The sequence below is a fragment of the Oerskovia enterophila genome (assembly GCF_044748475.1).
Lineage (GTDB): Bacteria > Actinomycetota > Actinomycetes > Actinomycetales > Cellulomonadaceae > Oerskovia > Oerskovia enterophila.
In genome coordinates this window covers 993,924-1,013,981 of the sequence record NZ_JBIVFZ010000002.1, presented here as the reverse complement: position 1 = coordinate 1,013,981, position 20,058 = coordinate 993,924, and the positions used below count along the sequence as shown (strand labels likewise).

Genomic DNA, 20,058 nt, shown 5'->3' with positions numbered 1-20,058 from the left:
CCGCCCCCGAGGTGCGACCTCGAGGTCAGGCCTCGGGCGCGACCGGCGGTCGCCGCAGCTCACCAGTTCTTGGCCGAGCCTCCGCCGCCCTGCTCCTCGCCCGTGCCCCCCGCGGGCTCGTCGCCCCCGTAGTAGTTCCGGTACTCCTGCTGGCTCTGGTCCTCGTCGTCCCGGGCCTCGGAGTTCTGCTCCTGGAGCTTCTCCTGGCGCTCGGCCTCGGCCCGCTCCTCCTCGGTCTGGTCCTGCTCCTGCTCCTGCTCCTGCTCCTCGCCCTCCTGCGGGTCCTGGGGCTCCTGCGGCTGCGCGTCCTTGGCCTGCTGCTGCTTGTCCTGCAGGCGCTGGACCGACTGCTCGTTCTGCTCCTTCTCCTGCTCCGACTGGTCCTCGCACCCGGGCCAGCCGCGCACCTGCTCGGCGGTCGCGAACGAGCGCTCGGCGAACGAGTACCAGGTCGTGGCGTCGTCCTGGACCTGCTCGGGCGTGAGCTCGTTGCCGTCGCCGTAGGGGTCGATCACGCTGGCCTCGTAGTCCTCGCCCGCGGCGCGAGCAGCGAGGGCCTCCTCGAGGGCCTTCTTCTGCGCCATGTAGTCGTCCGCGGTGGTCTTCTCGTAGTCACCGGAGGTCTCGTAGGCGATCGACAGGTTGATCTGGATCCGGCAGCGGACCATGGGTTCCTCGCCCTCGGCGAGGTCGTAGGCACGGTGGAGGTCGCTGATCGCGGTGTAGTCGTCGCCGGTCCGGTGTCGCGCTGTCCCGGTGTTGAACCAGGCCTTCCACGGGTCGACGACGTTCATGGTCTTCTGGAGGTCGAACAGGTCGGCGGCGCCCGAGTGGTCGCCCGCGTCGTAGCGGTCGGAGCCCATCGAGGCGATCACGGGCAGGAACGCGAGCTTGGTGCCGAGCACGAGCGCGGCGATCAGCAGCGGGATCGGCAGGAGGAGCAGGAGCGCCCGACGGCGCAGCCGCCTCGAGCGCAGTGCCGCAGCCTGAGGGGAGCGCGAGCCGGGCAGCTGCGCGCGGGGCGGCTGCGGGTAGGGCGCGCCGGGGCGGACCGTCGACGGGCCTCCCCACGGCGGACCCGGCTGCGAGGGCACGACGGGCCCTCCGGGCTGCGCGGGCTGCTGGGATCCACCCGTCCCGTTCGCGCCGCCCCACGGGGGCTGCTGCGGGGGCGCTCCGTCGCCGCTCATGCGCGCACCCCCACCCGGCGGGCCGCGGACCGGCCCGCGCACCATGCCTCGATCCCGAGGAGGCCGGCCGCGAGGAGCGCGAACGGCCACACGATCGGGCGGTAGGCCGTGACGAGGCGCCTGCCGTCCGCCGCGACCTGCTGCGGGTCGACGCCCGCGACGAGCTCGGCCGTCGGGCTCGTGGTCTCACGGTGCACGTACGGGACCCCCAGCTGCTCGGCGATGGCGCGCAGGTTCTCCTCGTCGATGATCGACAGGGCGTCCGGCACGCCCGACTCGTCGATCGTCGCCTTCGACGGGTCCTCGATGTACTCGGCCGCGGCCGGGTCCTCGCCCGGCATGTACTCCTTCATGCGCCCGCCCTCCGCGGTGCCGTAGCCCAGCACCGCGCCGCCGTCGACGAGCGGTGCGAGCTCCTCGTACGAGCGGGGCTCGCCGTCCGCGGTCTGCTCGCCGTCCGACAGGAAGAACACGAGCCGCACGTTCGACGGGCGCTCGGCCGCGGCCCCCTGCAGGGCCTCGCGCAGCTCGTCGAGCGGCCGGTCGGTGAGCGAACCCTTGGAGTAGAGCGTGATCTCGCGCTTGAACGTGTCGGCCCAGGACGTGATGGCGCGCGCGTCGGTCGTGAGCGGGAGCTGGCGGCTGGCCTGGGAGTCGAACGAGATGATCGAGTAGCGGGCGCCCGGGATGTCGCCCGTGAGGCTCGCGATGTCGTGGCGCACGCCCACGAGGCGCTCGTTCGTGCCGTCGAAGTCCTCGGCCGCCATGGAGCCCGTGCGGTCGACCACGAAGAACATGTCGACGTTCGCGACCGACGTGTCGCGGTCCGTCACGGGGACCGAGGGCCCGAGCCCGATCACGGCGAGCACCGCGACGAGCGCGGTCCGGCGGGCCCACGCACCCCGCGGACCTGCGGGCACGCCCTGCCGGCCGGCAGCGCCTCGCGACGCGCCTCGCAGCGCGACCACGAGCTGCCACACGGCGAGCCCGAGCAGCGGCACGAACACCACGGCCCACGCCCACAGGGGGATCAACGGGTGGAGGGTCATTCGCGCAACCTCCAGGCCACGACGAGCAGGAGCGCGGCGCCCGCGGTCCCCACGAGGAACCAGAGCGTCGGCAGGTCCGTGACGATCACCTCGGGGCTCGCGTCGAGCTCGACCGCCTGCTGCGCCACGACGTCCTCGACCATGCCCTCGACGGCCTGCGGGTCGCCCGCGAGGAAGTAGAGGCCGCCGCCGGCCTCGACCACGTCGCGGTACTCGACCTCCTCGGGCGTGCCCGCGTACAGGTCCGAGCCCCCGTAGATCCCGTGCAGCGTGATGTCGCGCGAGGCCACCAGGGCCGCGGCCTGCTCGAGCGTGTAGATGGGCTCGCCCGCGACGTAGTTGTCGGTCGCGAGGATGATCGAGCGCGAGCGCTCCGTGGCCTCCTCGTCGAACTGCAGCGCGCAGTTGGCCAGGCCGTCCCCGATGAGGCTCGCCGCGGACTCGTTCGCGAGCGTGCCCGCGGTGTACGTGAGGTACTCCAGGATGTCCTTCTCGTCGCCCTCGCGCGTGAAGTCGAGCGTGCTCGGGTCCTTGTCGAACGCCGCGACGCCCGCCGCGAGCTGCTCCTTGACCAGGGTGTAGTCGTCCGTCAGCGGGAACACCGTGCGCGACGTCGAGTTGAAGATCGACAGCGCGATCCGCTCGCCCTCGAAGTTGTCCACCAGCTCCGAGTACACCTTGAGGATCTCGCCGTCGTACGCGGTCATGGAGCCCGACACATCGAGGCACAGCACGATGTCCCGCGTCCCCAGGCGGTCCACGACCACGTCGGTCTCGACCGGCCGCGCCGCGACCGCACCGACCCCGACGAGCGCCACGAGCAGCCCGACGAGCCCCACGACCTGCAGCGTCCGGTAGCGGCGCACCCACGCCGCGAAGGCGGGGACCTGCGCGAGGTAGGACGAGTTCGCGACCCACGTGACGCCGTCGGCGTCCTGCGAGGCCTCGGCCCGTGCCCGACGGCGGCGCGCGAGCCACCAGGCCGTCGCCCCTGCGCCCAGGGTCAGGACCACGACCCCGGCGAGCAGCCACGGCCACAGGATCGAGGCGCCCTGCGGCCCGGGCACGAGGGCGGCAGGCGTCACCACGTCCTCACCACCGTGCGGGCGCGGTCGATCGAGTCCCTGCCCGTGGGCGTGACGCCGTGCTCGTCGAGGAGGGTCAACGGGTCGACGTCGTACTCCGCGAACGACGGACGGTAGTAGCGCGCGATGAGGCGCGTCAGGTGCTGGGTGCCTGTCATGCGCTCGATCTCGGACAGCGTCAGCACCGAGGCGTCCACGCCCAGGCGACCCGACGCGAAGCCGCGGACCTCCTTGGACAGCGCCAGGTGGAGCCCGCGCTCGTCGAGCTCGCCCGCGAGGTAGCGCTGCTCGACCGCGTCGAGGTGCGCCTCGAACTCGGCGCGCAGGCCCGCGTACGGGTCGTACGGTCCCGTCGGCAGGCGCGGCGCCGGGGGCTGGGCCTTCTCCTCGGCCGACGCACGCGTCGAGAGGAAGGCGAACACGATCCAGCCCACCACGAGCAGCAGCAGGAGGACACCGAGCGCCCCCCACCAGCCGCTGTAGAGGACCGGGGCGTAGAGCTCATCGTCGGGCACGCTTCGCCCTCCCCAGCAGCTCGACGAAACGGGGCACGACGTCGTCGGTCCCGGTCACGCTCACGGCCTCCACCTGGAGGGTGCGCAGCAGGGCCACGACCGACTCGCGCCGAGCACGCACGGCCTGCGCCGCGCCCTCCGCGACGTCCACGCGGCCCCGCAGGAACGGTGGCAGGTCGAGCGTGCCGTCGACGTCCGCGACCGGTCTCAGCGTGCTGGGCCCGGGGGCGAGGCCGTCCCCCGCGAGGGGGACCCCGACGGGCGACAGGTCCGCGACCGCGACGACCATGACCTCGTGGCGCACGCGCAGGCGTCGCAGCAGGCGCTCGTGCTCGGGACCGGGGCGGGCCTCGTCGGTCACGACGACCATGATCGAGCGCCGCTGGAACGCGTTGAGCGCCCGGTCGAGCGCGCGGTTCAGGTCGCTCGCTGGCGCGTCGACGCTCAGCTGCTTCTCGACCGTGCGGAGCATGAGCTCGAGGTCCTGCGTGCTGGCGCGGGGCGGGAGCTGGACGATGCGCCCGGCGTCCGCCGCGACGAGCGCGACCCGGTCACCGCGGTCGCGCGCGAGGTAGGCCACGAGCGCGCAGCAGAAGCTCACCGCGTCGGCCTTGGGCTCGCCGCTCGCCGCGGTCGCGCCCATGTTGCGGCCCGTGTCCACGACGAGGACCAGGTTGACGTTGGACTCGCGCACGAACCGGCGCACCACGGGGATGCCCGCGCGGGCGCTCGACTTCCAGTCGATGTCGCCCACGTCCTCGCCGGGCGCGTAGAGGTGGAGGTCGTCGAAGTCCTGCCCGTGCCCCTTGAGGACGGAGCGGTGCCGACCCTCGAGCAGCCCCGAGGCCCGCCGGGCCAGCGGGAGCTCGAGCCTGGCCCGCACCTGGGCCAGTCGCGACACGTCTGCCATGGACCGCGCCCTACGGGGTGGGGACCGCGTCGAACACGGCGTCGATGAGCTGCTCGGGCTGGACGTTGGTCGCGAGCGCGTCGAACGTGCGGACCAGGCGGTGGCGCAGCACCGAGTAGCGCACGGCCTTGATGTCGTCCGGGATGACGAACGCGCGACCCGCCTGGATCGCGAGGGCCTGACCCACGCGCATGAGCGCGATGCCGCCACGGGGGCTCGCGCCCACGCGCACGTGCTGGTCGAGGCCCGGGACGGGGCGCGGACCCGACAGCCGCGTCGTGTTGATGAGGTCGACGATGTAGCGCTTGATCGACTCGTCGACGTACACGTCGTCGACCAGGCGCTGGAGGAACACCACGTCGTCGATGCTGATGGGCTCGGCCGTGATGGGCGCCGTCATGCGGCCCGTCGAGATGCGGTCGAGGATCTCCAGCTCCTGCTGCGGGGCCGGGTACGTCAGCACCTCCTTCATGAGGAAGCGGTCCATCTGGGCCTCGGGCAGCACGTAGGTGCCCTCCTCCTCGATGGGGTTCTGCGTCGCGAGGACCATGAACGGCGAGGGCAGCGGGAAGTTCTCGCCGCCGATCGACGTCTGCTTCTCCTGCATGGCCTCGAGCATCGCCGACTGCGTCTTGGCGCTCGACCTGTTGATCTCGTCGAGCAGGACCAGGTTCGCGTGCACAGGCCCGAGCTGGGTGGTGAACGACCCGGTCGCGTAGTTGTAGATCTGGGTGCCCACGATGTCGTTGGGCATGAGGTCCGGCGTGCACTGGATGCGCCGGAACGAGCCGTTGATCGCCGACGCGAGGGTCTGCGCGGCCGTGGTCTTGGCGAGGCCGGGGACGGACTCCAGCAGGATGTGGCCGCCCGCGAGGAGCGAGCTGATCAGCGCCGTGCGCAGGGCTTCCTGCCCGACGACGCGCTGGTCGAAGACCTGCTCGACGCGCTTGAGCAGGTGACCCGCACGGTCCAGGTCGGTCGTGGAGATGCTGCCGTGACCTGTGGCCATGGTGAGGTCCTTCGCGTGTGCTCGGGTCGTGCTGGGGGACGTGGTCACGGGCCCGGCCCCGGAGGGGGACGCCGTGCGAACCCGGCCCAGTATGCCAGCGGACCCTGACGGGCGACGGGGTTCTTCACAGGAAGAGCATGGTGCGAGGTCCCCACCGGGGCGCCGGCGGGAATACCACGATCCGCCGCACGCCGCCTACCCTGGACCGGTGACCGCTACCGCCCCCCGCAGCACCCCAGGAACCGCGCCCGACCGGGCCGCGCGCACCCCCGGCCGGGACGTCGTCGACTCCCCGCGCAACCCCTGGTGGCTGGTGGCGGCGGGGCCGGCTGCGGTCGTCGTCGCGATCCTCGCGGTCCTGGCCGCCGGAGCGTTCTCCGGAGCCTTCGAGGCGCTCACGGGGTTCGCCGATCCCGGGGCGATCTCGCGCTGGGGCCTGCCCGTCTCCACGGTCCTCACCGAGCTCGCGATCTCGCTCACGATCGGCTCGCTCGTGCTCGCGGCCTGCGTGCTGCCCGCGGGCGTGCCCCTGCGCCGGGCGCTCGGGGTCGCCGGGGCGGCGTCGGCCACGTGGGCCGTGCTGACCGTCGTGCAGACCGTGCTGCGCTACTCGGTCCTGTCGAGCATGCCCGTCTCGAGCATCGGGTTCGGCGACCAGATCGCCGCGTTCGTGACCCAGATCTCGCTCGGGCGCAGCCTGCTCGGCGTCGTCATCATCGCGGCGCTCACCTCGGCGTGCGCGCTCGCGGTCCGCACCCCGACGGGTGCGCTCTGGACCGCTCTCCTCGCGATCTCGGCCCTCGCGTTCCAGGCCAACACGGGCCACACGGCCGGCGCTGCGAGCCACGAGCTGGCGATCTCCTCGATGTTCCTGCACCTCGGCGGCGCGGCCCTGTGGATCGGCGGGCTCGGGGTCCTGGCGATCGTGCGGCTGCGCGGAGGGCTCGACCGGACGTCCTTCGCGTCCTCGGTCTCGCGCTACTCCTCGATCGCGGGCTGGTCGTTCGTCGCGGTCGCGGTCTCGGGCGTCGCGAACGCCTGGATCCGGGTCGGCGGCCTCGACGGGCTCAGCACCGACTACGGCGTCCTGATCCTCGCCAAGGTCGGGCTCATGGTCGTGCTCGGGGCGCTCGGTTTCGCGCACCGCGAGCTCGTCGTGCGACGGCTCCAGGGGGCCGGCCCGGCCGCCGCCCGCGGCGGGACCCGTGCCGGCGCGTCCGACGAGGCTCGCCCGGCGGGGAGGACGAAGCGCACGGCCGACGGCGTCGCGGCCGCCGACGAGGACTCCCCGGCCGCCGCCTCTGCCCGGGCGACCACCGCCTCGGGCGGGACGACGACGGCGGGCGGCTCCGCCGTCGGGCAGAAGAAGGGGACGGCCTCTGCGCGGACGGCCGTAGCACCCGCGGCCGAGAAGGCCGCGACCTGGCTGTTCTGGCGGCTCGTCGCGGTCGAGCTGCTCGTCATGGGAGCCGTGTCCGGCGTGGCCGTCGCGCTCGGCTCGACCGCCCCGCCCATCCCGGACGAGCCCATCGCGCTCCCGACCCCTGCCGAGCTCGTCACGGGACACCCGCTGCCCCCCGAGCCGGACCTGGGCCGATGGTTCACCGAGTGGCGCTGGGACCTGCTGCCCGCGTTCGCGTGCGTCGCGGCGCTCGTCGTCTACCTGCGCTGGGTCCGACGCCTCGCCCGGCGCGGCGACAAGTGGCCCGTGGGCCGCACGATCTCGTGGTGCCTCGGGATCGTCATCCTGTTCTGGGTCACCAACGGCGGCCCCGCGATGTACGGGCACGTGCTGTTCAGCGCGCACATGGTCCAGCACATGGTGCTCGCGATGGTCGTGCCGATCTTCCTGGTGCTCGCCGCGCCCGTGACGCTGCTCGTGCGCGCCGTGCCCGTGCGCAAGGACGGCTCGCGCGGGCCCCGCGAGTGGGTGCTCGCGCTCGTGACCTCGAAGTGGGGGCAGTTCTTCGCGAACCCCGTCGTCGCGGCCGTGAACTTCGCGGGCTCGATGATCGTCTTCTACTACACGCCCGCGTTCGAGCTCGCGCTCACGACGTACGTCGGGCACCTCGCGATGCTGCTGCACTTCACGCTCGCCGGGTACCTGTTCGCGAACGCGCTCATCGGGATCGACCCTGGGCCGCACCGGCCCGGCTGGCCCCAGCGGCTGCTCCTGCTGTTCGCGACCATGGCGTTCCACGCGTTCTTCGGGGTCGCGCTCACGACCGGGACGGCGCTCCTGGTGCCCGAGTGGTTCGGGCTGCTCGGCCACGACTGGGGGATCACGGCGATCGCCGACCAGCAGCGCGGCGGTGGCGTGGCGTGGGGGATCGGCGAGCTGCCGACCCTCTCGCTCGCGATCATCGTGGCGATCATGTGGTCGAGGTCCGACGACCGCGAGGCCAGGCGGCGCGACCGGCGCGTCGACCAGGTCGGCGACGTCGAGATGGACGAGTACAACGAGATGCTCGCGAAGATGGCGGAGCGGGACGCGAAGGACTGACGCCTTCCTGGGGGTGCCTTCGGGGCCCCTGTGGTGCCGAGCACGAGGTTGCGGTCGATATCCGGCGGTCTGCGACCGCAACCTCGTGCTGGACCGCACGGAACCTCGTGCTCGGCGGCCGTCCACAGCCGTCCACAGCCGGACCCCCAGGCGGGCTGTCCACAGCCGGCCGTGATCCGGCGGCATGCCGCGCGCGTCCTCTGCTGGGATGCGGCGATGCGCACCCCGTCGCCGCTCCCGGAAGCACTCCTGCACGTCGCTCGGCGCCAGGAGGGACTGGTGTCGGCAGCGCAGTGCGACGAGCACGGGGTCCGGTCGCCTCGACGGTCGCGGCTCGTCGAGCAACGGTCCTGGGCTCGGGTGACGCGTGGGGTCTATGACACCAACCCGGTCCCGTCCTCTCATCGTGAGGACCCAGGCGTGCCGGACCACCTGCGTCGGCGTGCCGCGTGGGCCGGTCTGCTGACCTTCGGGCCGGACGCCATCGCCGTCGGGCCGTGCGCGCTGGCCCTTCTCGGGGTCCAGGGCCTCCCGTGGCGGATCACGCCTCAGGCGGCGCTGCCCGGAGCACGCGAGACCAGGTCGCGAGACGGTGTCCTGCTGCGGCAGTTCGACGACGGGATGACGGTGCAGCGCATCGACGGCAGGTACGTGGCGACGCCGGACTGGGCGCTGGCTCAGGCGGTCCCCGAGCTCGACCGGCCCCACGCGGTGGCGCTGATGGACAGCGCGCAGCAACGAGGACTGCTCGACGGTCGGGGGCTCGCGCGTGCGCACGACCAGGCCCGCGGTCGACGGGGCGTGGCGCGGACGCACTCGTGGTGGGAGCTCAGCGACCGTCGCGCCGAGTCACCGCTCGAGACGTTCGCGCGCCTCGACTGCCAGGACGCAGGGGTCGCGCCCGACGACCTGCAGGTCGTGATCACCGACGACGCGAGAGAGTTCCTGGCCCGGGGCGACCTGGGCTGGCGTCTGCCCGGCGGTCGCTGGTTGATCGCCGAGATCGACGGCGCGGAGGTGCACGCGGCGCCGGAGGCGTTGTTCCACGACCGGCGGCGTCAGAACCGCCTCGTCGCCTCGCGTGGGGTCGACGTGCTCCGGTTCACGGCGCGGGACCTGAGGAGCGCTGGTCACGTGGGGGCTGAAGTTCGAGCGTTCCTCGCGCGAGCACGGGGTTCCGTGCGGTCGAGCACGAGGTTCCGGTCGCTATCCGCCGGATAGCGACCGCAACCTCGTGCTCGGCACCCGAACCACGTCAGCCCTTGAACCGCAGCTCCACGCGACGGTTCTCGGCGCGCGCCGGCCCCGGGTCGTCGCCCTCCTCGGGCGTCTTGAGCTGCGTCTCGCCGAAGCCCTGGACGTCGAGCACCAGGTCGGGCCTCGACGCGCTGACCGCGGCACCGACGGCCTGTGCCCGCCGCAGCGAGAGGTCGAGGTTGTGCGCGTCGTCGCCCACGGAGTCGGTGTGGCCGTGGACCGAGAGGGTCGCGCCGTCGGGCACGTTCGCGACGAGTCCGGCGATGGCCGCTGCGGCCGCAGGGGACACCTCGGCGCCGTCGACCTCGAAGAGGATGTCCGAGGTCAGCGTGATGACGGTCTCCTCGCCCTCGGTCTCGACCGTGTCGATCGTCTGGACGCTGCCCTCGGTCGTGAAGTGGGAGACGGACTCGGCGATCTGCTCTGCGGTGGGCTCGGGCATGGTCGTGATGTCGAACTCGGCGGGCGCATCGATGGTCGCGGACGCGGGGAGCGTGCCGAGCAGCAGCGCGGCGACCGTGAGGCCGAGCACGGCGCGTGCGGTCCTCATCGCGTCACCGGGACGTTCTCGAACGTGGGCCACGAGTCGACGATGCGCACGTCGAGCGTCGCGACGTCGTCCTCGAGACCTGCGAAGACCGCGGTCCAGCGGATCGACTCGCCCCCGACCGCCGCCGTCGTGAAGATGCTCGAGCCCATCGCGTCGTAGTTCTCGTCGACGAGCTGGACGTACTTCTTGAGGTTCTCGCGGTCGACGAGCGCGGCATCGACCGAGGTGGCCCCGGTGAGCTCGTAGACGCTGCGCTCGCCGCCGTCGTCGCCCGAGGCGGTCGGTGTGAAGATCACGCGCAGCTCGGTGAGGTCGCCCCGCACGGTGAGCGACTCGATGCCGACGCGGAGGGTGTCGCCGGGGCGACCGGGGACGTCGAGCGTCTCGTCGAGGACCACGGCGTCCGGGTCGACCGGCGAGACGCTGGGCGCCGCGACGGGCTCGGCGTTCGTGCCCGGCTCGTCACCGGCCTGGCTCGCCGTGCCCGACGGCGCAGGCTCGCCTCCCGGGAGGAGCGAGCAGCCGGTCAGTGAGACCAGGGTGACGGCGAGCACGGTCGCCGTGATCGTGCGGTGCACGGAAGTGCGCATGGAGGAGCTCCGATCGAGGGTGAGGATCGCTCACACCTTCTCAGAGAATCGGTGGCGAGGAGGCATCTCTCCCATGGGGAGAACTGCCCGTGAAAGGAGGAGCGGCTGGCGTCGGTCGCGAGCACGAGGTTCCGTGCGGTCGAGCACGAGGTTGCGGTCGTTATCCATCGGACAACGACCGCAACCTCGTGCTCGGCACCTCGCAGCACCGAGCGGCACCGGCGGGCACCAGGGGCAGAGCACCACCGCGGCCCGCCTCGCAACCCCGACGGGATCACACCGCGATCCGCGCCCTGGCCCACGACGAGAACCGGTCCACGACCCACACGAGCACGAGCACCATGAGGATGTACGTGAGCATCTCGTCGAACCGGAACAGCTTGATCGACTTGTTGATGAGGAACCCGATCCCGCCCGCGCCCACGAGCCCGAGCACGAGCGAGGACCGCACGTTGACGTCGAACCGGTAGAGCAGCAGGCCCAGGAACTGGGGCACGACCGCGGGCAGCACGGCGTGCGTGACGACCTGGGTCCGGCCCGCGCCGTTGGTGCGCAGCGCGTCGGCGGGCCCGGGGTCGATCTCCTCCATGGCCTCGGCCCACAGCTTGCCCATGACGCCCGTGTTGTGGACGACGAGCGCGAGCACCCCCGCGAACGGTCCGAGCCCCACGGCGGTCACGAAGATCAGGGCGAACACGACGTCGGGCACCGCGCGGAAGAACGACAGGATCGCGCGCGAGCCCTGGTACCAGAACGACCCGGGGGTGCTGCCCCGCGCGGCGAGCACCGCGAGCAGCAGCGAGAGCGGGATGGACAGCGTGGTCCCGAGGAGCCCGATCCACAGGGTCACGAGCGTGGCCTGGAGACCGGGGGCCACGACGGTCGACCAGTCGAGGTCGGGCGGGAACGCCTCGCCGACGAACCGGGCCATGCCCTCCCAGCCGCCCACGAGCGCGCTGATCGAGAAGCCCGTGCCCTGCCAGGCAAGGACGTGCAGCCCCAGCAGCACGGCACCGGCGGTGACCCAGGTCGTGACCTGCCGGCCCGAGCGGTGGGCCGTGGGCACGACGACGTGCGAGAGCCGTTCGCGCGACGGGCCGTCGGTGCGGTCGCGGGCCGCGCCGCGCGGGGGCCGGGGCGAGCGGGCGGGGGCCGTGGCGGTCATGCGGGGATCCTCGTTCCGGTGATCGGGCGGTCACTGGTCGGGGCGGCAGCAGGGACGGCCGCGGCCGCCGCGTACAGGTGCTCGACGGCGTCGCGCGCCACGGCGTCCGGCGCACCGTTGAGCTGCTCGCGTCCGGCGACCATCCCGACGAGGCGGTCGGCGTGCTCGCGCGCGAGCTCCGGGTCGTGGAGCACGGCGACGACGGCCAGGCCCTCGTCGTGCGCGAGCATCGCGAGGAGCTCCATGACCTGGGTCGAGGCCGCGGGGTCGAGCGCCGACGTCGGCTCGTCGGCGAGCAGCACGCTCGCCCGCTGGCACAGGGCCCGGGCGACGGCCACGCGCTGCTGCTGACCGCCCGAGAGCTGGCCGACCCGGTCGAGCGCACGGTCGGCCAGGCCGACCCGGTCGAGGCACAGCATGGCCTCGGCCCGCAGGTCGTGGGGGAACAGGGACGCGACGAGCGACTGCCGCAGGGGCAGCCGCCCGAGCGCGCCGGCGCACACGTTGTCGAGCACCGTGCGCCGCCGCACGAGGTTGACCTGCTGGAAGATCATCGCGACCCGGCGTCGGGCCTCGTGCTGGTCCGCGGCCGACGACCTGTGGTGGGGGTGCACCTGCTCGCCGTCGACCCACACCTCGCCCGACGTCACGGGCGCGAGCCCGATCACCGACTTGAGCGTGGTCGACTTGCCGCACCCGTTCGCGCCGAGGATCGCCACGAGCTCGCCCGCCGCGACGTCGAGGTCCATGCCGTCGACCGCGCTGCGCAGCACGTTCTCGCCCGCTTCGGAGCGGGTGCTGAACTGGACCCGCAGGTCCCGGACGTGCAGACCGGGCGAGCGGACGCCGTCGGGCAGGTGCAGGACGCCCCCGACCGGACCGGGCGCGCGCGGCGAGCCCAGCCCGACCGCGCCGTGGTGTGAAGCCATCTGGAACAACTCCTTGCTGGTGCGGGACGCGAGCCCGCGGGGGAGAGAGGGCGGTCGACCGGGATCGCGGTCGACCGGACGGGACGTACAGGGCGGTCGCCGGGCCTGGGCGACCCGGCGACCACCCCGCGCACGTCCGTGAGGGTCAGACGTCGTCGGACGTGAGCCCGAGTGTCGTGGCGAGGTCGAACAGCGGCTTGTACGTGTCGACGTCGACCTCGACGAGCGGGCCCGCCGGGTCGACGTCGAGGAACGCGCCGATGGCCTCGACGTCGGCCGTGTCGAGCGTGAGGAGGGCGTCGCGCACGGCGTCCTTGAACTCCTGGCTCTGCGAGCCGGCGACCGTGATGGGGTCGTTCGGGATGGGGTCGGACTCCCAGACCTGGCGGAACTTCGACGCGTCGAACGTGCCCTCGCGCTCGGCGGTCGCGAGCGTCTGGGAGTTGATCTGCGCGGCGTCGACCTGGCCGTTGGTCAGGGCGAGCAGCGCCTCGGGGTGGCCGCCCGCGTAGGTGATCTCGACGTCGGACTCGGTGAGACCGGCGTCGAGGATCGCGAAGCGGGGCAGTGCGTCGCCCGAGGTCGAGCCCGTCGACCCGAGCGCGAGCGAGTGGCCCGGCAGGTCGTCGATGCTCTGGACGGGCGAGTCGACCGGCACCCAGATGCCTGCGGTGTAGCTCGAGAGCGACCCGTCGGCGAGGCCGAACGACGCGAGGGGCTCGGCGTCGGCGCGCTCGCTCGCGAACACGAAGCCGAGCGGGCCGAACTGGGCGAGCTCGAGCTTGCCGTTCTCCATGGCGAGGACCTCGGCCGAGTAGTCCTCGACGATCGTGAGCTCGACGGGGCAGTCGAGCTTCTCGGACAGCGCGTCGGCGAGGTGCTGGTAGGCGGGCTCGAGCTTGGCGGGGTCCTCGTAGGGCTCGATGCCGAAGCGGATCGCGCCGTTCGGGCACGTCGCCGAGGCGGGGCCGTCGGCGCCGGTCCCTGCGTCGGCGGTGCCGGTCGAGCACGCGCCGAGCGTGCAGAGGAGCAGTGCGGCGGCGAGGACGGAGGTGGCCTGGCCGGTGCGGCTGCGGTGCATGTCTTCTCCTGGTGTGGGGGTTCGCGAGAGAGGCTGGTCTGTCAGAGGAAGCTGTCGAGCACGCGCGGGGCGAGCCCGAACGCGGTGGTCATGCCGATGCCGGACGTGACCGACACGGCGCGCACGCCGGGCATGGGCGTGGCGTTGAGGAACGGCGCGGGCGCGGAGGCGTAGACGCCCTGCCAGCGCTCGCGGACCGTGAGGGGGCCGGTGGCGAAGAGCCGCGCCGCCTCGGTGAGCAGGAGCTCGTCGAGGGCCTCGGGGTGGAACGGTCCGGGCGTGGTCGCGTAGGCGTGCGTGTCGCCGAGCGTGAGCGTCCCGTCGGGGCGCTGGGTGACCATGAGGTTCACCGCGGCGTCGATCAGGGCGGGGTGCTGGGCCGTGAGGCGCTCGCGGACGGCGGTGAGCGCGGGGGAGAGGCGGAAGCCGTTGTAGCGGAGCATCGAGGTGCCCGTGAAGATCGCGGGGTCGATCTCGCGCGGTCCGCCGGCTGCGCCTGCGGGGGCGTCGACGCGCAGCATCTGGAGCGTGCAGCGCTGGACGCCCGCGGTGCGGGCGGTCTCGGGGAAGAACCGGTCCACGTCGTGCCCGACGGCGAGGATCACCTTGGTCGCCACGACGTCGCCCCGGGTGGTGCGCACGAGGGTCACGCCGCTGCCGGCCTCGAAGCCCTGGACCGTGGTGGACCAGGCGACGTGGGCGCCGCGCTGCTCGGCGTACCAGCGGGCGATCGCGGGGACGGCCTCCCGGGGGTCGACCCGGATGTCCTGGGGCAGGAACGCCCCGCCGAGGACCTCGTCGGGGTTGGCGGGGACGCGGGCGAGGACGGCGTCCCGGTCGAGCAGACGGGCGTGACCGTCGCGGACCTGGGCGAAGTCCTCGAGGACCTGCTGCTCGTCCTCGGCGCGGGCCACGACGACCGTGCCCGACTCACGGAGCCAGAAGTCGGCCTCCTTGGCGAGCTGGATCCAGCGTTCGCGGGCCGTGAAGGCGTAGGTGAGCGCCTCGCCGTCCTGCGCGGTGAAGCACCCGTGCCCGAAGTTGCGGACCGAGGCGCCGACCGCACGGTCGTCACGCTCGACCACGAGGACGGACAGGCCGCGGCCGACGGCCTCGACGGCGTGCGCGAGGCCGACGATGCCGGCACCCACGACCACGAGGTCGACGCGGGCGGGAAGGTCCGGCCCGGTGCGGCCGGTCGTGCCGGGGAGTCTCGTCGGCCGGCCGGACGGCGTGACGGACGGGGTGCCCCCGGTGCGGGATGCGGCGCCGGGGCCGGCGGTACGGGGGCCGGCGGCGCCGGTCGAGGTGGCCGGGGACGGCGATGGTGTGGTGCTCACGACACGGACACTGCCGTGATCGTGGAGCCACGATCAAGCGATTCCGGGACTTGTCCAGACAAGTTTCCGAAGTGTTCACCTGCGGTTGGCGGGCTGTGTGCCGGGTTCATGCGACCGTCACCCGTTGCGCGCTCCCGCGCGGAACGGGCGCCTGTATGGTCAAGTCATGGCACCGTCCTCGTCGTCCCCGCACGCCGCCCCGCCGCCCGGGGCGGGCGTCCCGTCCCGCCCGCCGCACGCGGCCCGGTCGGCCCAGGCCGCCCACCCGCCCCACGGCCCGCTGCACCAGCACGTGCTGGGTGAGCTGCGCCGTCGGATCGTGTCCGGCACGTACGCGATCGGCGACTCCCTGCCGTCGGAGTCCGCGCTGTGCGCCGAGTTCTCGATCTCGCGCGGCACGGTCCGGCAGGCGCTCGGGACCCTGCGCAGCGAAGGGCTCATCGGTGGGGGGCAGGGGCGCCCACCGGTCGTGCGCTCGCGCGCGGTCCCGCAGCCCTTCGAGACGTTCCTGTCGTTCAGCCGCTGGGCCGCGGGAGTGGGGCGCGTGCCCGGCCAGCGGACCGTCGAGGTCGCGCGGCGCGGTGTGCACGGCGTCGCCGCCGACGCCCTGGGCCTCGAGGAGGGCACGCCCGTGGTCGAGGTCCTGCGCCTGCGCCTGCTCGACGGCGTCCCCGCGATGGTCGAGCGCGACACGTTCATCGAGCCCGTCGGACGCCTCATCTTCGAGTTCGACCCGGACACGGGGTCGATCTACGACCACCTCATCTCGCGCGGCGCGGACCTGCACGCCGCCCGCCACGTGATCGACGCGGTCGCGGCCGACGAGACCGACGCCGACCTGCTCGAGGTCGCCGTGGGCGCCCCGCTGCTGCGCGAGCGCCGCACCACGCGCAACGCCGCGGGCGTCCCGGTCGAGTACGCCGACGACCGCTACCTGCCCGAGCTCGCGGCCTTCACGATCGACAACACCCAGGACACGTCGCTCTCGATGGTCCGCTTCCCGACGGCGTCGGCCGCCGCGGCGTCGCTCGTGTCGCCCGCGGCCGGTCGGGCCGACACGGCTCCCTTGGCCGACAACACCGCCGGCGCCGCCGGCACCGCAGCTACCGAACCGAACCAGGAGCCCTCCGCATGACCAGCACGACCAGCACCTCCACGACCACCGCCCGCCCGCCCCTCGCGATCGAGCTCGTCGCGCTCGACATCGCGGGCACGACCGTCGAGGAGGGCGGCGCGGTCTACGAGGCGCTGCACGCGGCGGTCCTCGAGCACGGGAGCGGTGCGACGTCGTCGGACATCCAGCACTGGATGGGAGCCGAGAAGCGCGCGGCGATCACCGCCCTGCTCGCGATCGGTGCCGACTCTCCCCGCACCCCGGTGGACGCCCCCGACGAGGCGACGGTCGACGCCGCGTTCGCGCGCTTCACCGCGCTCCTCCGCGAGGCGTACCTCCTGAACCCGCCGACCCCGATCCCCGGCGCACCCGAGGCCTTCGTGGCCCTGCGTGCCGCGGGCGTCAAGGTCGCGCTGACCACGGGCTTCACGCGCGAGGTGACCCGGGGGATCCTCGACGTGCTCGGCTGGACGGTCGCCGCGGGGCCCGAGCAGTGGCTCTCGCCCGAGGTCACGCTCGACGCCGTGACCTGCGCCGACGAGGTGCCGCTCGGGCGCCCCGCGCCGTACATGATCCACCGCGACATGGAGCGCACGGGGGTGCTCGACGTCGCGCGCGTGCTCGCCGCGGGGGACACCGTGCTCGACCTGCGCGCGGGGGTCAACGCACGGGTCGGGGCGGTCGTCGGGGTGCTCACGGGCAAGCTCGGCGCCGCGGACCTGGGGCGCGAGCGGCACGACTTCCTGCTCGACTCGGTCGCCGAGCTCCCCGGTCTGGTGGCGCGCCTCAACGCCTGACGCCGGCGGGGTTCCGGGTCCGGGGTCCTGCGTCGGGGGGTCCCGGGTCGCGCCGAGCACGAGGTTGCGGTCGTTCTCACGCTGGGAACGATCGCAACCTCGTGCTCGGCACCCGCTGGACCCGCTGGCAGCCGCCGGACCGGCCCAACCGTCAGCTGCGCGTCACGACCCACCCGTCCCCCGTGCCGCGCGCGACGTGCAGCGTCGCGGCCCCGGGGGTCAGGACCCGGTTCGAGATCGAGAGGTCCTCGCTGCACACGTCGGCCTGGGCCAGGCGCAGCGTCGCGGTGTGCGCGACCTCGTTGTTGTTGACGAAGACGAGGTAGCCCGTGCCGACGTCGACCGTGGTGGGGAAGTCCCCGGTGACCGGCCCGGCGTCGCTCCCCGCGGCCTCGGCGACCTCGGTCACGTCGTCGCCGGGGCAGACGATCACGGCCTTCTGCCAGTCGAAGTGCGTCGTGCTGATGAGGTCGAGCTCGCCGTCGGCGCGGCCTGCGGCCTGCACGCCCGTGAGCACGGTGTCGTCGAGGTCCTGCGCGGGCTCGGACCCGCAGCCTGTCAGGAGCAGCCCGACGGCGGCGCACACGGTCAGGGCGGGGAGGGGAACCTTGGGCACGTGTCCAGTATGCGCTCACACCGAGAGCACCCGCGGGCGGGCTGTCGTGATAGGACGGTGCAGTGACCACCGACTCCGCGAACGCCCCGCACCAGCAGGGCACCACCCCCTTCCACGACCTCGACCAGTACGTCGCGATCCCCCGCACGGGCGGCCTCGTGATGTCTCCGGACGGCCGCCGGCTCGTGACGAGCGTGTCGACGCTCGACGCGAAGCGCACGGCGTACGTCTCGGCGCTGTGGGAGGTCGACCCGACCGGCGAGGCCCCGGCCCGCCGCCTGACCCGGAGCACCAAGGGCGAGTCCGGCGCCGCCTTCACGGCCGAGGGCGACCTGCTCTTCACGTCGGCCCGCCCCGACAGCGACGCCTCGGCGTCGACCGAGGGCGACCCGACCTCTGCCCTGTGGCTCCTGCCCGCCGCCGGTGGGGAGGCGCGCATCGTCGCCTCGGCCCCGGCCGGTGTCTCGGCCCCGCTCGTCGCGCGCAGCGCGCCCGTCCTCTCGCTCGCCGTCGACGTCCTGCCCAGTGCGCGCGACCTGGCCCACGACGCCGAGCTGCGCAAGGCCCGCAAGGACAAGAAGGTCGCCGCGATCCTCCACACGGGGTACCCCGTGCGGTACTGGGACCACGACCTGGGGCCGTCCGAGCCGCACCGGTTCGTCGCCGACCTCTCGCACCTGACCGACGAGCCGGCCCGTCCGCTCCCGGCGCCTGCCGACACCGAGGGCACGGCGGACGTCCCCGAGCTCCCCGCAGGGCGCGTCGAGCTGCGCGACGTGACCTCCGCCGTCGGGCCCGCGCTGCGCGAGCACTCGGCGGACCTGTCCGCCGACGGCACCACGCTCGTCACCTCCTGGTCCGTCCCCGGACCGGGGGCGTCCGCGCGCTCGATCCTCGTCGCGATCGACACCGCGACCGGCGAGCGTCGCACGCTCGTCGACGAGCCCGGGGCCGAGGCGTCCTCGCCCGTCATCTCGCCCGACGGTGCCTGGGTCGTGTTCGTCCGCGAGACCATCACGACCCCGCAGGCCGCGCCCGAGCACAGCCTCGCGGTCGTCCCGCTGCGTGCGGGCGACGGGTCCGACGGCGACCCGAGCGACGGAGCCAACCACGGCCTGCGCTCGCTCGCCGCGAGCTGGGACCGCTGGCCCACCTCGGCCGCGTGGCTGCCCGACGGCTCGGGCCTGCTCGTCACGGCCGACGACGACGGCCGCGGCCCGGTCTTCCACGTCGCCTTCACGCCCGACGGGACGGGCGACGACGGCACGGTGTCCCGTCTGACCGCGGACGACGCGATGTTCACCGACGTCCGCATCGCGCCCGACGCCTCGGCCGCCTACGCCCAGCGCGTGAGCTACCTCGAGCCCTCGCACCCCGTGCGGATCGAGCTCGCGGACTTCCTCGCGGCCCCCGTGCACGAGCGCACGCCCGTCGCGGCGACCCCGCTGCGCGGCCCGGTCGCGAGCCCCGACCTGCCCGGGACGCTGACCGAGATCGAGACCGCCGCGTCGGACGACGTCCGCGTGCGCGGCTGGCTCGCGCTGCCGCACGGTGCGAGCGCCGAGAACCCCGCGCCGCTGCTGCTGTGGATCCACGGCGGACCGCTCGGCTCGTGGAACGCGTGGAGCTGGCGCTGGAACCCGTGGATCCTCGTGGCCCAGGGGTACGCGGTCCTCCTCCCGGACCCGGCGCTGTCCACGGGCTACGGCCAGGACTTCGTGCAGCGCGGCTGGGGGTCGTGGGGCGCGGCCCCGTACACCGACCTGCTCGCGATCACCGACGCGGCCGAGGCGCTGCCCGAGGTCGACGAGACCCGCACGGCCGCGATGGGCGGGTCGTTCGGCGGGTACATGGCGAACTGGGTCGCGGGCCACACGGACCGGTTCAAGGCGATCGTCACGCACGCGAGCCTGTGGGCGCTGGACCAGTTCGGCCCGACGACGGACGCGGGCTACTACTGGCAGCGCGAGATGACGCCCGAGATGGCGGCCGAGCACTCCCCGCACCGGTTCGTGGCGGACATCGTGACACCCATGCTCGTGATCCACGGTGACAAGGACTACCGCGTCCCGATCGGCGAGGGGCTGCGCCTCTGGTACGAGCTGCTGTCGGCGTCGGGCCTGCCCGCGGCGGCGGACGGGACCACCGACCACCGCTTCCTGTACTTCCCCGACGAGAACCACTGGGTGCTCCAGCCGCAGCACTCGATCGTCTGGTACCAGGTGGTGCAGGCGTTCCTCGCGGAGCGCGTGCTGGGCGAGGCCCCGGGCGAGGGAGCCGCGGAGCTCCCGACGACCCTGGGCTGACCGAGGTCCGACTCCGCGCGGGGAGGGCTCGGCTGCGCCCGTGAATTGAGAG

The 20,058-nt window shown here is 73.4% G+C and carries 18 protein-coding genes; 5 read left to right on the top strand and 13 right to left on the bottom strand.

The genetic code is table 11. The features are described from left to right. Positions 1 to 59 precede the first annotated feature (59 nt). Genes ACIPWA_RS09045 through ACIPWA_RS09020 form a run of 6 tightly spaced genes read right to left on the bottom strand, consistent with a single transcriptional unit; the run spans position 60 to position 5,758 of the window. Positions 60 to 1,190 (bottom strand): tetratricopeptide repeat protein, encoded by a 1,131-nt coding sequence (locus tag ACIPWA_RS09045; RefSeq protein WP_400289540.1) that lies wholly within the window; start codon positions 1,188 to 1,190, stop codon positions 60 to 62. Continuing rightward, positions 1,187 to 2,239, bottom strand: a complete 1,053-nt coding sequence (locus ACIPWA_RS09040; RefSeq protein WP_400289538.1) for a vWA domain-containing protein — start codon at positions 2,237 to 2,239, stop codon at positions 1,187 to 1,189. Before ACIPWA_RS09040 ends, ACIPWA_RS09045 begins: the two co-directional genes overlap by 4 nt. Then, the gene (locus ACIPWA_RS09035; protein WP_139107703.1) at positions 2,236 to 3,327 is read right to left on the bottom strand and encodes a vWA domain-containing protein; all 1,092 of its coding nucleotides are present in this window, start codon (positions 3,325 to 3,327) and stop codon (positions 2,236 to 2,238) included. The genes ACIPWA_RS09040 and ACIPWA_RS09035 overlap by 4 nt, the downstream gene beginning before the upstream one ends. Then, positions 3,321 to 3,839 carry a hypothetical protein gene (locus tag ACIPWA_RS09030; protein ID WP_400289535.1) on the bottom strand — a complete coding sequence of 173 codons (519 nt, stop codon included), beginning with the start codon at positions 3,837 to 3,839 and terminating at the stop codon, positions 3,321 to 3,323. Before ACIPWA_RS09030 ends, ACIPWA_RS09035 begins: the two co-directional genes overlap by 7 nt. After that, positions 3,826 to 4,749, bottom strand: coding sequence for a DUF58 domain-containing protein (locus ACIPWA_RS09025; RefSeq protein ID WP_400289534.1), 924 nt, complete (start codon positions 4,747 to 4,749; stop codon positions 3,826 to 3,828). Before ACIPWA_RS09025 ends, ACIPWA_RS09030 begins: the two co-directional genes overlap by 14 nt. Positions 4,750 to 4,759: 10 nt before the next feature. Beyond that, the gene (locus ACIPWA_RS09020; protein WP_056644605.1) at positions 4,760 to 5,758 is read right to left on the bottom strand and encodes an AAA family ATPase; all 999 of its coding nucleotides are present in this window, start codon (positions 5,756 to 5,758) and stop codon (positions 4,760 to 4,762) included. A gap of 208 nt (positions 5,759 to 5,966) precedes the next feature. Between ACIPWA_RS09020 and ACIPWA_RS09015 the strand changes: the two genes are divergently transcribed. Both ACIPWA_RS09015 and ACIPWA_RS09010 read left to right on the top strand, forming a co-directional pair. Next, entirely contained in the window at positions 5,967 to 8,261 is a 2,295-nt protein-coding gene (locus tag ACIPWA_RS09015; RefSeq protein WP_400289532.1) for a bifunctional copper resistance protein CopD/cytochrome c oxidase assembly protein, read from the top strand. 420 nt (positions 8,262 to 8,681) lie between these two features. Beyond that, a complete protein-coding gene (locus ACIPWA_RS09010; protein ID WP_400289529.1) occupies positions 8,682 to 9,482 on the top strand; it encodes a hypothetical protein in 801 nt (266 codons plus the stop codon). A 34-nt stretch (positions 9,483 to 9,516) separates the two neighbouring features. Here the strand turns inward: ACIPWA_RS09010 and ACIPWA_RS09005 are convergent, their stop codons facing one another. The 6 genes from ACIPWA_RS09005 to ACIPWA_RS08980 all read right to left on the bottom strand — a co-directional run bounded on the left by ACIPWA_RS09005 (position 9,517) and on the right by ACIPWA_RS08980 (position 15,173). Next, positions 9,517 to 10,068: an OmpA family protein gene (locus tag ACIPWA_RS09005; RefSeq protein WP_400289526.1), complete on the bottom strand. Its 552-nt coding sequence runs from the start codon at positions 10,066 to 10,068 to the stop codon at positions 9,517 to 9,519. Next, the gene (locus ACIPWA_RS09000) at positions 10,065 to 10,658 is read right to left on the bottom strand and encodes a hypothetical protein (RefSeq protein WP_400289525.1); all 594 of its coding nucleotides are present in this window, start codon (positions 10,656 to 10,658) and stop codon (positions 10,065 to 10,067) included. The genes ACIPWA_RS09005 and ACIPWA_RS09000 overlap by 4 nt, the downstream gene beginning before the upstream one ends. A 274-nt stretch (positions 10,659 to 10,932) precedes the next feature. Continuing rightward, entirely contained in the window at positions 10,933 to 11,823 is an 891-nt protein-coding gene (gene phnE, locus ACIPWA_RS08995) for a phosphonate ABC transporter, permease protein PhnE (RefSeq protein ID WP_082608356.1), read from the bottom strand. Further along, on the bottom strand, positions 11,820 to 12,752 hold the full coding sequence (locus ACIPWA_RS08990) for a phosphonate ABC transporter ATP-binding protein (protein WP_400289524.1): 933 nt from the start codon (positions 12,750 to 12,752) through the stop codon (positions 11,820 to 11,822). Before ACIPWA_RS08990 ends, phnE begins: the two co-directional genes overlap by 4 nt. 145 nt (positions 12,753 to 12,897) lie before the next feature. Further along, a complete protein-coding gene (locus ACIPWA_RS08985; RefSeq protein ID WP_400289522.1) occupies positions 12,898 to 13,833 on the bottom strand; it encodes a phosphate/phosphite/phosphonate ABC transporter substrate-binding protein in 936 nt (311 codons plus the stop codon). Between the two features lie 41 nt (positions 13,834 to 13,874). Next, positions 13,875 to 15,173 carry a TIGR03364 family FAD-dependent oxidoreductase gene (locus ACIPWA_RS08980; protein ID WP_400289521.1) on the bottom strand — a complete coding sequence of 433 codons (1,299 nt, stop codon included), beginning with the start codon at positions 15,171 to 15,173 and terminating at the stop codon, positions 13,875 to 13,877. A 166-nt stretch (positions 15,174 to 15,339) separates the two neighbouring features. On the opposite strand from ACIPWA_RS08980, the gene ACIPWA_RS08975 reads away from it, so the two are divergent. After that, entirely contained in the window at positions 15,340 to 16,308 is a 969-nt protein-coding gene (locus ACIPWA_RS08975; RefSeq protein ID WP_400289519.1) for a GntR family transcriptional regulator, read from the top strand. Further along, positions 16,305 to 17,084: a phosphonatase-like hydrolase gene (locus ACIPWA_RS08970; RefSeq protein ID WP_400289517.1), complete on the top strand. Its 780-nt coding sequence runs from the start codon at positions 16,305 to 16,307 to the stop codon at positions 17,082 to 17,084. Before ACIPWA_RS08975 ends, ACIPWA_RS08970 begins: the two co-directional genes overlap by 4 nt. Before the next feature lie 151 nt (positions 17,085 to 17,235). Here the strand turns inward: ACIPWA_RS08970 and ACIPWA_RS08965 are convergent, their stop codons facing one another. Next, a complete protein-coding gene (locus ACIPWA_RS08965) occupies positions 17,236 to 17,700 on the bottom strand; it encodes a hypothetical protein (protein WP_400289516.1) in 465 nt (154 codons plus the stop codon). A 62-nt stretch (positions 17,701 to 17,762) separates the two neighbouring features. Here ACIPWA_RS08965 and ACIPWA_RS08960 point away from each other — a divergent pair, with 62 nt between their 5' ends. Further along, positions 17,763 to 20,006, top strand: coding sequence for a S9 family peptidase (locus ACIPWA_RS08960; protein WP_400289515.1), 2,244 nt, complete (start codon positions 17,763 to 17,765; stop codon positions 20,004 to 20,006). Positions 20,007 to 20,058: the final 52 nt, after the last annotated feature.

What these genes read in the sequence shown, in the direction of transcription:
- ACIPWA_RS09045 (WP_400289540.1), bottom strand. Translation starts at nt 1,190, where the DNA reads ATGAGCGGCGACGGAGCGCCCCCGCAGCAGCCCCCGTGGGGCGGCGCG.
- ACIPWA_RS09040 (WP_400289538.1), bottom strand. Translation starts at nt 2,239, where the DNA reads ATGACCCTCCACCCGTTGATCCCCCTGTGGGCGTGGGCCGTGGTGTTC.
- ACIPWA_RS09025 (WP_400289534.1), bottom strand. Translation starts at nt 4,749, where the DNA reads ATGGCAGACGTGTCGCGACTGGCCCAGGTGCGGGCCAGGCTCGAGCTC.
- ACIPWA_RS09020 (WP_056644605.1), bottom strand. Translation starts at nt 5,758, where the DNA reads ATGGCCACAGGTCACGGCAGCATCTCCACGACCGACCTGGACCGTGCG.
- ACIPWA_RS09005 (WP_400289526.1), bottom strand. Translation starts at nt 10,068, where the DNA reads ATGAGGACCGCACGCGCCGTGCTCGGCCTCACGGTCGCCGCGCTGCTG.
- ACIPWA_RS09000 (WP_400289525.1), bottom strand. Translation starts at nt 10,658, where the DNA reads ATGCGCACTTCCGTGCACCGCACGATCACGGCGACCGTGCTCGCCGTC.
- phnE (WP_082608356.1), bottom strand. Translation starts at nt 11,823, where the DNA reads ATGACCGCCACGGCCCCCGCCCGCTCGCCCCGGCCCCCGCGCGGCGCG.
- ACIPWA_RS08990 (WP_400289524.1), bottom strand. Translation starts at nt 12,752, where the DNA reads ATGGCTTCACACCACGGCGCGGTCGGGCTGGGCTCGCCGCGCGCGCCC.
- ACIPWA_RS08985 (WP_400289522.1), bottom strand. Translation starts at nt 13,833, where the DNA reads ATGCACCGCAGCCGCACCGGCCAGGCCACCTCCGTCCTCGCCGCCGCA.
- ACIPWA_RS08975 (WP_400289519.1), top strand. Translation starts at nt 15,340, where the DNA reads ATGGCACCGTCCTCGTCGTCCCCGCACGCCGCCCCGCCGCCCGGGGCG.
- ACIPWA_RS08970 (WP_400289517.1), top strand. Translation starts at nt 16,305, where the DNA reads ATGACCAGCACGACCAGCACCTCCACGACCACCGCCCGCCCGCCCCTC.